The organism is Dactylosporangium sp. CA-139066, from assembly GCF_050936175.1.
GTDB lineage: Bacteria > Actinomycetota > Actinomycetes > Mycobacteriales > Micromonosporaceae > Dactylosporangium.
In genome coordinates this window covers 568,760-581,913 of record NZ_JBNJNH010000001.1, presented here as the reverse complement: position 1 = coordinate 581,913, position 13,154 = coordinate 568,760, and the positions used below count along the sequence as shown (strand labels likewise).

Annotated in this window: 12 protein-coding genes; 6 read left to right on the top strand and 6 right to left on the bottom strand. The window is 71.2% G+C overall.

Annotated features, from left to right (window positions below):
• Positions 1-175: 175 nt before the first annotated feature.
• The 3 genes from ACQEVU_RS02715 (at position 176) to ACQEVU_RS02705 (ending at position 3,426) form a co-directional block, all read left to right on the top strand.
• Positions 176-1,552, top strand: a complete 1,377-nt coding sequence (locus ACQEVU_RS02715) for a phenylacetate--CoA ligase family protein (RefSeq protein WP_433319996.1) — start codon at positions 176-178, stop codon at positions 1,550-1,552.
• A gap of 112 nt (positions 1,553-1,664) precedes the next feature.
• Entirely contained in the window at positions 1,665-2,918 is a 1,254-nt protein-coding gene (locus tag ACQEVU_RS02710) for a cellulose binding domain-containing protein (protein WP_433319993.1), read from the top strand.
• Positions 2,919-2,961: 43 nt separating this feature from the next.
• Positions 2,962-3,426 (top strand): hypothetical protein, encoded by a 465-nt coding sequence (locus tag ACQEVU_RS02705; protein ID WP_433319990.1) that lies wholly within the window; start codon positions 2,962-2,964, stop codon positions 3,424-3,426.
• Here ACQEVU_RS02705 and ACQEVU_RS02700 read toward each other — a convergent pair.
• Positions 3,423-4,199, bottom strand: a complete 777-nt coding sequence (locus ACQEVU_RS02700) for an aldo/keto reductase (protein WP_433319987.1) — start codon at positions 4,197-4,199, stop codon at positions 3,423-3,425. The two genes, ACQEVU_RS02705 and ACQEVU_RS02700, sit on opposite strands and share 4 nt — an antisense overlap.
• A 36-nt stretch (positions 4,200-4,235) precedes the next feature.
• On the opposite strand from ACQEVU_RS02700, the gene ACQEVU_RS02695 reads away from it, so the two are divergent.
• Both ACQEVU_RS02695 and ACQEVU_RS02690 read left to right on the top strand, forming a co-directional pair.
• On the top strand, positions 4,236-5,591 hold the full coding sequence (locus tag ACQEVU_RS02695) for a GH1 family beta-glucosidase (protein ID WP_433319984.1): 1,356 nt from the start codon (positions 4,236-4,238) through the stop codon (positions 5,589-5,591).
• A gap of 66 nt (positions 5,592-5,657) precedes the next feature.
• Positions 5,658-6,101, top strand: a complete 444-nt coding sequence (locus ACQEVU_RS02690) for a hypothetical protein (protein ID WP_433319981.1) — start codon at positions 5,658-5,660, stop codon at positions 6,099-6,101.
• 348 nt (positions 6,102-6,449) lie between these two features.
• Here ACQEVU_RS02690 and ACQEVU_RS02685 read toward each other — a convergent pair whose 3' ends face one another.
• From ACQEVU_RS02685 to ACQEVU_RS02665, 5 genes are all read right to left on the bottom strand, one after another.
• On the bottom strand, positions 6,450-7,190 hold the full coding sequence (locus ACQEVU_RS02685; protein WP_433319978.1) for an ABC transporter permease: 741 nt from the start codon (positions 7,188-7,190) through the stop codon (positions 6,450-6,452).
• 4 nt (positions 7,191-7,194) lie between these two features.
• Positions 7,195-8,061 (bottom strand): ABC transporter ATP-binding protein, encoded by an 867-nt coding sequence (locus tag ACQEVU_RS02680; protein ID WP_433319975.1) that lies wholly within the window; start codon positions 8,059-8,061, stop codon positions 7,195-7,197.
• A gap of 1 nt (position 8,062) precedes the next feature.
• Complete coding sequence (locus tag ACQEVU_RS02675; RefSeq protein WP_433319972.1) at positions 8,063-8,365, bottom strand: transcriptional regulator; 303 nt, start codon at positions 8,363-8,365, stop codon at positions 8,063-8,065.
• The gene (locus ACQEVU_RS02670; RefSeq protein WP_433319969.1) at positions 8,362-8,997 is read right to left on the bottom strand and encodes a transporter; all 636 of its coding nucleotides are present in this window, start codon (positions 8,995-8,997) and stop codon (positions 8,362-8,364) included. The genes ACQEVU_RS02675 and ACQEVU_RS02670 overlap by 4 nt, the downstream gene beginning before the upstream one ends.
• Before the next feature lie 323 nt (positions 8,998-9,320).
• Positions 9,321-12,494, bottom strand: a complete 3,174-nt coding sequence (locus tag ACQEVU_RS02665; protein WP_433319966.1) for an efflux RND transporter permease subunit — start codon at positions 12,492-12,494, stop codon at positions 9,321-9,323.
• A 98-nt stretch (positions 12,495-12,592) separates the two neighbouring features.
• Between ACQEVU_RS02665 and ACQEVU_RS02660 the strand changes: the two genes are divergently transcribed.
• Positions 12,593-13,084: a MarR family winged helix-turn-helix transcriptional regulator gene (locus tag ACQEVU_RS02660; RefSeq protein ID WP_433319963.1), complete on the top strand. Its 492-nt coding sequence runs from the start codon at positions 12,593-12,595 to the stop codon at positions 13,082-13,084.
• The last annotated feature ends 70 nt before the right edge of the window (positions 13,085-13,154 follow it).

The window sequence follows — 13,154 nt, the reverse complement described above, 5'->3', positions numbered from 1 at the left end:
CGCGACGAGCACGGCCGGCCCGGCGATGAGCAAACCGGCGGCCCACGCGGCACGCCGACGAGTCTGGGAGCGGGCCCGTCGGTGGGTATGTCACGGGGCTATGACCGTTGATGCCGGAGGGCGATCAACGCCCGTTGCGGTGTCGGCGCGGAGGTGGCCGGGGCACGCTGGCGATATGTCGGACGAGGCCCGGAAGGCGGCTTACGAGCAGCTGCGCGCGGCGCACCTGCATGCGGTGCGGGCCTCGCTCGAGGACCATGTGGCCCGGCTCGACTGGCCGCGGCCTCGCCTCGAGCGCTACCGGACGCAGCGACTGCGCTCGCTGCTCTCGTACGCTCGCGCGCGCTCGCCGTTTCACGCGGCCCGGATGGCCGGCATCGACCCGGCCACGGCGACCGTCGAGGACCTCGCGCGGCTGCCGCCCATGGTCAAGCAGGAGGCGCAGGACGAGTGGGACGCGATCGTCACCACGCCCGGCATCGATCGCGCCGGCGCCGAACGGGTGCTGGCTCAGCAGCGTTGGTACTCCTACACGCCCACCGGACTCCAGGTGTTCAGCTCGGGCGGTTCGAGTGGCGTGCGCGGGGTGTACGTATGGGATTGGGAGCAGTTCGTGACGCTCGCCTGTCTCGCGTGGCGGTGGCAGGCTCGCGCCGAGCGGGCCGGCGGGGCGGGCGTGCGGGAGGCGCGGCTGGCGGTACTGGAGGCCGGTGAGCCGCCGCACGCCAGCACGCCGTTGTTCGACATCGCGACCGAGCCGTCGACGGCGACCGTCGTGGTCCCGGCGGCGGCGCCGTTCGACCGGATCGTGCGGGCGATGTCGGACGCCCGGCCGACGCATCTCGTGGGCTACGCCTCGGTGATCGGCCGCCTTGCCCGGGCCGCGATCGCGGGTGAGCTGGACATCCGGCCGGTCCGGGTGAGCACGAACTCCGAGCCGCTCAGCGAGGAGGACCGCGACGCGATCGGCGCCGCGTGGGGCGCGCCGGTCCACAACCTCTGGGGGTCGACCGAGATCGGCGTCCAGGCGGTCGGCTGCGGGCAGGGCGATGGCCTTCACATCTGCGAGGACGAGGTGATCCTCGAGCGTGTCGATCCGGCCGGGCGCCCGGTGCGTCCCGATGAGCCGGCCGCGCGCACGCTCGCGACCGGGCTGGCCGGGCGCACGTTTCCGTTCATCCGCTACGACCTCGGCGACGAGGTGACGCTGCTGCCCGCAGCGTGCCCGTGCGGCAGCCCGATGCTGCGCGTCGCCGACGTTGCCGGACGGCGCGACGACGACTTCCGCTACGGCGGGCGAGTGGTCCCGGCGAGCGCGTTCCGGCACGTGCTGGGCACCGATCCGCTGATCTCGGAGTACCAGGTGCGCCAGACCGCGGGCGGGGCGGACGTGCTGGTGGTCGGGTCGCCCGATGCGGCCGCGGTGGCGGCGGCGCTGGTCTCCTCGCTGTCGCCGTACGGACTGTCCGAACCCGAGATCAGCGTCAGCAACGTCGAGCAGATCCCGCGGCACGCCTCGACGGGCAAGCTCAAGCGGTTCATCGCGCTGTGACGGGAGCGGGTGCAACCGGCCCGGGGAAAGTTCCGCGGCAAAACCCGGCGCGACAATGGGTGCGTTCGGCAGGCATTGACCGGCCACTATCAGATTCGTAGCGTACATCGACATGAATCGAGGTCTTTGGCGGGTCCTCCTGGGGCTCGCCGTCGCCGTGGCCGGGGTCGCCGCCGTCGCCGAGCCCGCACCCGCCGCCGGGGTGGCCACCGCCAGCTTCGTCAAGTCGAGCGCATGGGACACCGGGTACGTCGGGGTGTTCACGATGGCCAACGGGACCGCCGGGCCGCTGACCTGGCAGGTCGAGTTCGACCTGCCGGCGGGGACCGTCGCCGGCAACTTCTGGGGGGCGCGGATCACGCGCACCGGGGACCACTACCTCGCCGTCGGCGAGAGCTGGAACGCCACCGTCGCGGCGGGGGGCAGCACCAACTTCGGGTACGTCGCCGGCGGTACCGGGGGGCCGCTGAACTGCCGGCTCAACGGCGGGTCCTGCACGGGCACCGGCGGCGGCGCGGACATCCGGCCGCCGACGACGCCGGGCAACCTGCGCGGGGTGGTCGCGACGAACACGTTCACGTTGCGCTGGGACGCGTCGAGCGACGACGCCGGGGTGAGCGGCTACGAGGTGTACGTGGGCGCGAACCTCGCGGCGACGGTGACCGGCACGGAGTACTCCATGCCGACGCCGCCGCCGATGGTCATCACCTATCGGGTGCGGGCGCTCGACGCGGCCGGGAACGCCTCGGCGTTCGCAGTCATCACGCCGGGCGGGCCGGCCGACACCGTCGCGCCGAGTGCGCCGCCGAGCCTGTCGTTCGGCGGCGGTACGAACGGGTTCACGCTCACCTGGGGGGCGGCCACGGACAACGTCGCCGTGGCCGGCTACGACGTGTACATCAACGGCGAGCACTACGGGCCGACCAGCCGGACCAGCCTCACCGTGCCGCCGGTCGGCTTCGGGGGGTTCACCTTCAGCGTCGTCGCGTTCGACGGGGCGGGGCTGCGCTCGGCGGCGATCACCCGCATGGTCGCCATCGACCCCGGGCCGAACTCCGACGCGCGGTCGCCGACGGTGCCGGCCGACCTGCGCGTCTCGATCAGCGCCACGACGGTGACCTGGACGTGGACCGCCTCCACGGACAACGTCAGCGTCTCGGGGTACCAAATCTTCCATGGCGCCGACTGGGGCGGCAACGTTGCCGGCACCACCTACAGCGAGCCGCGACCGGCCGGGCAGACCACGTTCGGCATCCGCGTCCGCGCGTTCGACGCGGCCGGCAACAAGTCGTCGTTCGCGACGCTGACGGTGGTGCTCGACCCGCCGCCGCCTACGCCCGTGCCGGGCGCGGCGCCAATCGGCTGATCGGCTGGACTGCCCGCCCGCGGCGTGCGCGAAGATTGGCGCCGTGGAGAGGTGGGTGCCGTTCCGGCGGTCGCGGCCGGACCGGGTCGTCGACCTGGTCCGGCGCGTCGCCGAGGCCCGTGACGCCGGCGAGCACGGCCACGGCGTCGAGGTCGTCGTCGAGGCGCCGCGCACCAGGTGGTGGCGGGCGCTGTTCAACCGCGACGACACGCTGGCGCAGGCCCGGATCGTGGTGACCCGCGAGGGCGGCGAGGTGCGGTACCCGTTCGACATCCAACTCGTCACGGCGTACGGCGCCAACGCCGCCCATCGCGTGGGCACCCGGCCGGGATGGGCGGTGAGCAACTCGGCCGGGATGGCCTTCGTGATCCAGAAGGGCACGCACCGCGCCGGCTTCGACTTCGAGGAGCTCACCGCCGGCGCGGTGGCGGCCCTGGCCAGGCTGCGCCGCAAGCCGCAGGAGCGCGGCTGGCGGGCGCGGATCGACCGGTCGGTGCGGCGCTCCTAGAAGCCCGTGTCGATCGTCGCAATCTCCTCGGCGGTCAGCTCGAAGCCCAGCACCGAGAGGTTCTCGCGCATACGGGCCTCGCGGGTGGACTTCGGGATGATGACGATGTCGTGGTGGAGCTGCCACCGCAGTACCACCTGGGGAACCGTCGCGTCGTGCGCCTTGGCGATCGCGACCAGCCGCGGGTCGTCCAGCGGCATGTTCTTCAGCGAGCTGTAGCCCTCCACGACGATCCGGCGCTGCCGCATGTCGTCGAGGAACTTCTCGTCGTGCTGGGCCGGGCTCCAGGCGACCTGGTTGACGACCGGCGTCTCGCCCGTCTCGCGGATGAGCTCGTCGATGAGGTCGCTGTCGTAGTTGCTCACCCCGGCCGTACGGATGCGTCCGGCGTCGCGCTGCTCGAGCAGCGAGATCCAGGTCGGCAGCGACTTGCCGCGGGCTGGCGGCCAGTGGATGAGCCACAGGTCGACGAAGTCCACGCCGAGCGCCTTGAGGCTCGCCTCGATCGTCTGGCGCTCCCGGCCCGCCTGGGAGGGCGGCAGCTTGGTGGTGATGAAGACCTCGGAGCGGTCCAGGCCGCTGTCGCGCAGGGCCCGGCCGATCTCCTCCTCGTTGCCGTACATGGTGGCCGTGTCGATGTGCCGGTAGCCGGCGTCCAGCGCGGCCCGGGTCGACTCGTACGCGGCCCGGCCCTGGATCTGCCACGTGCCGAAGCCGATGGTCGGCAGGCTGACGCCGGGGGCCAGCTCGACCGCTGGGATTTCATGTGCCATGTCCCCATCTTGCCCTCAGGAGGTAGCGTGCGCCGTATGCCGGATCTCCCTGAGTTTCCGCCGGGCTTCCGCTTCGGCGTGTCCACCGCCGCGTACCAGATCGAGGGCGCCGTCGCCGAGGACGGGCGCGGACCGTCCATCTGGGACACGTTCGCCCACACGCCGGGCCGGACCCTGAACGGCGACACCGGCGACGTGGCCTGCGACCACTACCACCGGTGGGAGTCCGACCTCGATCTGATGTCGCGGCTGGGGGTCGGGGCGTACCGGTTCTCGATCGCGTGGCCGCGCGTCCAGCCGACCGGCAGCGGGCCGGCCAACGCCGCCGGCCTCGACTTCTACGACCGGCTCGTGGACGGGCTGGCGGAGCGCGGCATCGACCCGCTCGTCACGCTCTTCCACTGGGACCTGCCGCAGGCGCTGCAGGACGAGGGCGGCTGGGCCAACCGGGACACGGCGATGCGGTTCGGGGAGTACGCCGAGCTCGTCGGCGAGCGCCTCGGCGACCGCGTGAAGCTGTGGATCACCCTGAACGAGCCGTACATCCACTTCGCGCTCGGCCACGTCCAGGGCATCCACGCGCCGGGCCTGACGATGATGACCGACCAGCTGCCGGTCGTGCACCACCTGCTGCTCGGCCACGGCCTCGCCGTGTCGGCGCTGCGGCGCACGTCGTCGGCGCCGGTCACGCTCGCCAACAACCACTCCCCCGTCTGGCCGTCCAGCGATTCGGACGAGGACCGGCTCGCCGCGGCCGTCTACGACCTGGTGCAGAACCACCTGTTCACGGACCCGATCCTGCTCGGCGAGTACCCGCCCGGCTACGAGTTCCTGACCAGCGCCGACGTCGACTCGATCATCATGGAGGGCGACCTCGAGGTGATCTCGCAGCCGCTCGAGGCCCTCGGCGTGAACTACTACAACCCGAGCCTCATCTCCGCGCCGCCGGCCGGCGATCCGCTGCCGTTCGCGCGGCTGGAGATCGAGGGGTACCCCAAGACGGCGTTCGGCTGGCCAGTCGTCCCCGACGGCCTGCGCGAGCTGCTGGTGGGCCTGCGCGACCGGTACGGCGACAAGCTCCCGCCGATCTGGATCACCGAGAGCGGCTGCTCCTGGCCCGCCTTCGACGACCAGTTCCGCATCGACTACATCGCGGGCGACCTGCGCGCGATCCGCGCCGCGATGGACGCCGGCGTCGACGTGCGCGGCTACTGCACGTGGTCGCTGCTGGACAACTTCGAGTGGGCCGAGGGGTACGAGCAGCGCTTCGGTCTGGTGCACGTCGACTTCGCCACGCAGGAGCGCACGCCGCGGAGGTCGTTCGAGTGGTACCGCGGGGTTTGCACCGCAGCTGCACCTCGCCCGGACTTGCAGGGCGACCCAACCGGATGACACGGTGAGTGCGGCGGGATCCGTAGCGTTGCGCAGGTCAGTCGTGCGCAGCCGTTGGGAGTCGTCGTGGCCGAGCAATACGCCGGAGCCCTCCTCTACCTGGTTCCCGTCGTCGTGGCGGCGGTGGTCGCGTTCATCGTGACGCGGCCGGAGAAGGACGCGGTCGAGCCGTCCGCGGCGGCCCCGGCAATTGCTGGGCCGCCGCCCGGGATGGCGGAGCGCCGCCGGGTTGCGCGGGCCGTGGGGCCGCGGCCGGTTGTGCCGCAGCAGCGGACGTACCAGCCGCTGAACCGCCGGGCGAACCCGTCCACGGTGGCGCCGCAGCCGTCGCCGACGCTGTTGCATGCGGCGCTGTCCTCGCACCTCGCGGCGGTCGCCCGGTCGGCTGGGACCTCGGGCGCGCCGGCCTCGGCGAAGGCGCCGGCGCTGCGGCCGGGTCGGCTGGTCTCGATCCGGCGGCCGGCTCGCATCCCGCGGCGGCCGATACACCGCTGCCCGCACAAGCCCTGACGCTGTTCGGCCTATCGAGAACGGAAGACTCCGCTCCTACGGTTCGAATTGGCTCTCGGGAACGAAAGGCTCCGCTCCTACGCTTCGAAGTCGGCTCTCGGGAACGGAAGGCTCCGCTCCTACGCTTCGAAACGAAACGCTCCGCTCCAGCCAGGACTTTGGTCCGGGCCGGAACGGAGCGTTCCGCTTTTCGTCCAGAACGGAGTGATCCGTTCTGCCCCGTTGCCCCGTGGTCTGGAATGGAGCGGTCCGCTCCAGCGCGGGGCGCGTCGCTGGAACAGAGCGGTCCGCTCCGAGCTGGGGCGCGTGGTTGCAGGAACGGAGCGGTCGTTCCAGGGTGCCGGGCGGTCAGTTGAAGCGGGCGCCCTCGTCGCGGCGGAAGGCCCAGGCGGCCAAGGCGGCCATCGCGACCGTCCATGCCGCCAGCGAGATCATCGACGTCGTCGAGACGTGGAAGTCGCCGACCGCGGCCCAGACGAGTTCGACGGCGCCGCGTGTCGGGAGGTACGGGGCGATGGTCTCGACGAAGGCGGGGGCCTGACTGGGGGCCGACAGCAGGCCGCCGCCGAAGGCCAGGGGGAAGAAGATGATCTGGGCGACGGCCAGCGCGGCCTTCATCGGCAGGGCGTAGCCGATCGCCAGGCCCATGAACGTGAACGGGAGGGCGCCGGCCACGACCGCGGCCAGTGCCAGGAGCAGGCCCGCCGGGGTTGCGGTGGCGGCGGTGAAGAGCCAGCCGATGATGACGACCGGCAGCAGGGAGATGGCCATGAAGGTCAGGCCCGACAAGATGCGGCCGGCGAAGGCGGCGGCGGGGCCCGCGGGGAGGGTGCGGGTGTACGGGTCCCAGGGCTGGGAGCGGTCCTCCGAGACGCCGACGCCGTAGGTGAAGAGCGAGCTCGTCATGACGGCGAACATGACCATCGAGGCCGTCGCGAACGTGGCGCCGGACGGGTCGTCGCCGGCGAAGGGGACGACGAAGAAGAGCATCGACGCGGCCGGGAAGAAGGCGCCGCCGACCACGGCGATGGGGATGCGGATCGTCTCGAGGATGCGGAAGCGGGCGTGGGTCAGGGCCAGGGACGACATGGCGTTACCTTCCGGTCAGCGTGAGGAACGCCTCTTCCAGCGTGGTGGGCTGCACCTGGAGGCCGCGGAACGGTACGCCCGCGTGCACGAGGTCTCGCACCAGCTGGTCGGCGTCGGGGGTGAGCAGGGAGGTGCGGCCGTCGGCGTGCTCGACGCCGACGACGCCGGGCAGCTCGGGCAGGGCGGCTTCGGCGGCGTCGAGGCTGACGCGGTGGATGCCGACCATGGCGCGGATCGCCTCGACGGTGTCGTCGGCCAGGACGCGGCCGTGGCCGATGACCACGACCCGGTCCGCCAGCGCCTCGATCTCCTCGAGGTAGTGGCTGGTGAGCACGACCGTGCCGCCCTCGTCGGCGAAGGCGCGCACCGCGTCCCACAGGGCGCGGCGGGCCTGCACGTCCAGGCCGGTGGTGGGCTCGTCGAGGAAGACCAGGCGCGGGCGGCCGGCGAAGGCGAGCGCCACGGCCAGGCGGCGCTTCTGGCCGCCCGACAGGCCCCCGGTCTGGCGGCGCGCGACGTCCGTCAGGCCGAAGCGGTCGAGGAGCTCCTCTTGCGGTACCGCATCCGGGAAATGCCTCGCGACGAACTCCACGCACTCGCGGACGCGCAGGGTGGACGGCAGGCCGGTCTCCTGCGGCGTGACGCCGATCTGGCGGCGGCGGGCCGGGTCGCGCGGGTCGCCGCCGAAGAGCTCGACGGTGCCGCTCGTCGGGCGGCGCAGGCCGACCAGCAGGTTGATCAGCGTCGACTTGCCGGCGCCGTTGGGGCCGAGCATCCCGACGACGCCGCCGGGCGGGATGTCCAGGGACACGCGGTCCAGGGCGAGATTGTCGCCGTAGCGACGGCTGACCTCGACGGTGCGGGCGAGCATGTCACGGCTCCTTGGGTGGGTCGATGAGGGCTCGGAGCTGGGTGGTGTAGTCGTCGAACGCGACCCGGCCGCGGCGCGTGAGGCCGGCCGAGGTCGTCGGGGTGCGGCCGCGGAAGGACTTCACGACCTCGACGTAGCCGGCCTGTTCGAGCTTGGTCAGGTGTACCGAGAGATTGCCGGCGGTCATGTCGAGCAGCTGTTGCAGCCTCGGGAACGTCATCCGGTCGCCGTCGCCGAGGCTCGACAGCGCGGCCATGATGCGCAGGCGGGCCTGCACGTGGATCACCGGATCGAGATCGGTCATCGACGGCCGCGCAGCCGCAGCAGTACGCCGAGCAGGCACAGCCCGCCGCCGCCTCCGATCGAGATGATGAGCGAGTGCCAGCCGGCGCCGGCCAGGACGCCCGCGATGTTGATCACGGTGAGCCAGGCGCCGAAGATGAACATGTCGCGGGACATCCAGATGGCGGCGCCGGCCATATAGAGGGCGCTGACGACGCCGACCGAGACGCACGCCCACAGCAGGCCGCGCTCGGACTCGGGCAGCAGCGGGGCGAAGTGGCTCATCGTGGTGCCGACGCCGGCGAACGAGAAGAACCACGTGAAGCCGTATGCGGTGCCCTGCCACGACGAGCGGCCCTGCACGGCGCGGCCGCGGGTCGCCGTCAGGACCGTGGTGGTGGCCATGGCCAGCGCCATCAGCGCGAACAGGCTGACCAGCGGCAGCCAGTCCGGCAGGTCGACGAAGACGCGGCCGTCGGGGCCGTAGCGCAGGAACAGCAGGCCGAAGCCGATGAGCCAGGCCGCGCCCCAGGGGACGTAGTAGAGCAGCGGGTTGAGCTCGAGCGTGCGCGCCGCGGCGGCCTGCTCCCTGCGGATGAGCTCCAGCGACTCGGCGGCCGAGGCCGGTGGCGCATCGTCATCGACGGGGGTCATGTAAACCACTTTACGCGGCAAACCTCTTTACGCAACCCTGAGTCGCGCCGGTCACAGACCCTTAGGGGTCGCCGCGAATGGCTTCACATAGGCGAAATTTTGGATATGTCCGGCGAAGAGGATTCGAGGCGCAAGGAACGCGCGGAGGGAGGTGCAGAGACCCGGAGATGGATGGACCCGCGCAAGGGAAAGCGCGCAGAGATGGACGGGCGCGGGCGCGGAGATGGAGGGGTGTGCCGCCTGCGACCTGCGGGGAGGAGGCGGTGAAAAAACACAAGCGGCCGGCCGCCCCGAAGGAGCGGCCGGCCGGTTGGTGGTGCGGGTCAGTGCGACGGCGCCGGCTCGAGAGGGTCGACGCGGTGGCGGCCGTCGGACTCGCCGCCGTCCGCCTCGATGGCCGTCAGAGGCGACGCGTGCTTGCCTTCGCGGCGGGCGCGGCGCTTCGCCTTCGTGGTCTCGACCATCGTGTAGAGGGTCGGGACCAGGACCAGGGTGAGCAGGGTCGAGGTGACCAGGCCGCCGATCACCACGATCGCGAGCGGCTGCGAGATGAAGCCGCCCTCGCCCGTGAGGCCGATCGCCATGGGCAGCAGCGCGCAGATCGTCGCCACCGCGGTCATGAGGATCGGGCGCAGGCGGCGCCGGCCGCCCTCGATGACGGCCTCGCGGACCGGCATGCCGGATTCCTGGTACTGGTTGATGAGGTCCATCAGCACGATCGCGTTGGTGACGACGATGCCGATGAGCATCAGCACGCCGATCATCGCGGGCAGGCCGAGGGCCGTGCCGGAGATCAGCAGGAGCGCGATCGCGCCGGTCGCGGCGAACGGGATCGAGATCAGCAGGATCAGCGGCTGCAGCACGCTGCGGAACGTCGCCACCATGATGATGAAGACGATCGCGATCGCGGCGAGCATGGCCAGGCCGAGCTGGCCGAACGCCTCCGACTGCTGCTGGCTGACGCCGCCCAGCTCGACCGTCGCGCCGGCCGGGAGGGCCAGCTTGTCGAGCTTCGTCTTCAGGTTGGCCGAGACCGTGCTGAGGCTCTCGCCCGTGGAGCGGCCGGTGACCGAGGCGCTGCGGTTGCCGTCGATGCGCGTGATGGCGACCGGGCCGCTGCCCTGCTGGACGTCGGCGATCTGGTCGAGGCGCACGAACGGCGGGGTGCCGGGCACCGGGATCGTCAGCGCCTTGAGCTGGTCCAGCGACGCGGGCGCGGGGCCCATGCGCAGCACCAGGTCGCGCTGCGAGCCGTCGACGTTGAGCTGCGTGAGCGTCTGGCCGCGGTACGCCGCGGAGACGATCCCGCCGACCGCCGCGTCCGACAGGCCGTACTTCGCCGCCGCCTCCCGCTTGACGTGCACGTCGATGCGCGGGTTGCTGGCCGCGAGGTTGCTCTCCACGTCGGCGATGTCGTCGGGCATGTCCTTCATGACCTGCTCGACCTGCCCGGCCGCCTTGGCCAGGTCGTCGGGGTTGTTGGCCTTGACGATGACCTCGAGCTGGTCGTTGCCGCCGCCCCCGCCGCCAGCGGTGAGCTTCACGGTGCCGAGGCCGGTGCCGGCCGCGGCGACCTGGGCGCGCAGCTGGTCCATGACCTTCTCGACGTCGGTGCCCTGCTTGGCGGTGACGTTGAAGTTGGCCGTGTTGCCCGACTGGGCGCCGGCGAAGCCGAAGCCGGCCGAGGCGCCGATGGTCGCCTGGTACGCCTCGATGTCGCTGCGGCCGGCCAGCATGTCCTCGATCTTCTTGGCCGCGGCGTCGGTCGTGGCCAGGCTCGAGCCCAGCGGCAGCTGCTGCGAGATGGAGAACTGCGTCTGGCCGGACTGGTCGATGAAGTTGGTCTTCAGCTGCGTGGCCAGGACCATCGTGCCGAAGAACACGAAGATCGCGACGGCGACGGTGACCCAGCGGGTCGCCCGGCTGCGCGTCACCAGGCTGATGAGCGGCACGTAGGTGCGCTGCAGCGGGCTGCGGCGCTCCTTCTCCAGCGCCTTGGCCTCGATCGCCTCGCGCTCCTCGTCCGAGAGGGCCCGCGGCGGCTTCAGGAACCAGTACGCCAGGACCGGCACCACGGTCAGCGCGACGAACAGCGAGGCGAGCAGCGCCACCGCGATGGTGACCGCGAAGGGCCGGAACAGCTCGCCGGCGAGGCCGCCGACGAGGCCGATCGGGAGGAAGACGGCGACCGTGGTCAGCGTCGAGGCGACGACGGCGCCGGTCACCTCCTTGACGCCGGTGAGGATGGCGTGGACCTTGGCCTCGCCGTACTCCAGATGTCGTTTGATGTTCTCGAGCACCACGATCGAGTCGTCGACGACGCGGCCGACGGCGATGGTGAGCGCGCCGAGCGTGAGCAGGTTGAGCGAGTAGTCGCCGACCCACAGCCCGATCAGCGCGACGATCACCGACAGCGGGATCGACACCGCGGTGACCAGCGTCGAGCGGATCGACAGCAGGAACACCAGGATCACGATCACGGCGAAGAGCAGGCCGAGCGCGCCCTCGGTGGACAGGCTCTTGATGGCCTTCTCGACGTCCGGCGCCTGGTCGAAGATCGTCGTGATCCGCGTGTCGCCGCCGAGGGACTTCTGCAGGTCGGCGAGCTTGTCCTGGACCGCGTGGCTGATCTTCACGGCGTTGCCGTCGGGCGCGGCGGTGACCGAGATGCCGAGGCTGGGCTTGCCGTCGGTGCGGGTGATCGAGGTCGCCTCGACCGCCTTGAGCTCGACCGTGGCCACGTCGGAGAGCTTCGCGGTCGGCGTGACGTTGAGGTTCTTGAGCTCGTCAAGCGTGTTCAGCGTGCCGCCGACCTGGACCGCCAGGGACTTGTCGCCCTCGGTCAGGGTGCCGGCGGGGAACGAGACGCCGTTGGACTTGAGCGCGGTGGTCAGCGACTGGGCGTTGACGCCGGCCGGGCCGGCCTTCGCCGGGTTGAGCGTGATGACCACGTTCTGCGTCTCGGCGCCGGTCACCTCGACCTGGCGTACACCCTCGATCCCCTGCAGCGCGGGCACCACGATCTGGTTGAGCTGCTGCGCGAAGGCGATCTGGTCGCCGGAGCGGGAGGCGGCGAGCACCACGGCCGGCAGGTCGTCCGTGGAGCCGGCGATGACCTGCGGCTCGACGGTGGCCGGCAGCTGCGACTTGATGCGCGTGATGGCCGTGTTCATCTTGTTGGTGATGTCGTCGATCGAGGATCCGAACTCGAACGACACCTGCACCGTGGCCGCCCCCTCGCGGCTGGTGGAGTGGATGTCGGTCAGGCCGGGCACGCCCTGCAGCGCGCTCTCGATCGGCTTGGTGACCTGCTCCTCCACGAGTTCCGGCGAGACGCCCGGGTAGGGCGCGACCACGAAGGCGGCCGGAAAGTCGATCGAGGGGATCAACTGTTGTTTCAGTTTCGGGATGGCAATGGCGCCGAAGCCCAGGACGACGATCGCGATGATCGCGACCAGCCCCCGGTTCGCCAAACTGAGCCGGGCGAGGAACGACATGTCTGGAGTCTCTTCCGATCGGCTTAAGACAGACGTTAGTTCGTGCGATGCTAACCGTTCGCCTCGCGCAAAGTTTATCCAGGGGGTAAAACATTCCTGTGAACACTCACAGGGAAGCGCTCCTGCACCGCGTCGCGAAGGCCGAGGAGCGGATGCGCGTCCTGCTCGCCTACGACCGCTCCAATCCGCTGTTCTCAGTAAACCTCACAATGCAGCAGCTCAAGGTGCTGTTACTGCTCTCCCGGCACGACGGGATCTCCTCCCAGGAGCTCACCCGGCACCTGGGTGTGAGCCTGGCCACGGTGTCCGGCATCGTTGATCGGCTCGTCGCGCAGGGTTATGTGACGCGCACGGAGGATCAGCACGACCGCCGCATCCGTCGCATCCACCTCTCCCCCACCGGCCGCGAGACATTGGCCGAGATCACCGACGGCGGCACCCGGGCCCAGCGCCGCGTGCTCGACCGCCTCGACGACGACACCCTCGTCATGCTCGCCGCCGTCCTCGAGCGCATCGCCGAGGCGGCCGTCGAGGAGGCGCTCGACCAGGGCGTCCAAGTGCCGTCTCCCGCCCCGATGCCCCTGTCGTAGGCGGTTCGCCGGCCCGGCGGTTCACCCCGGCCGCCGGGTACGCTCCGGCCGCCCCGGGTAGCCGCCCCAG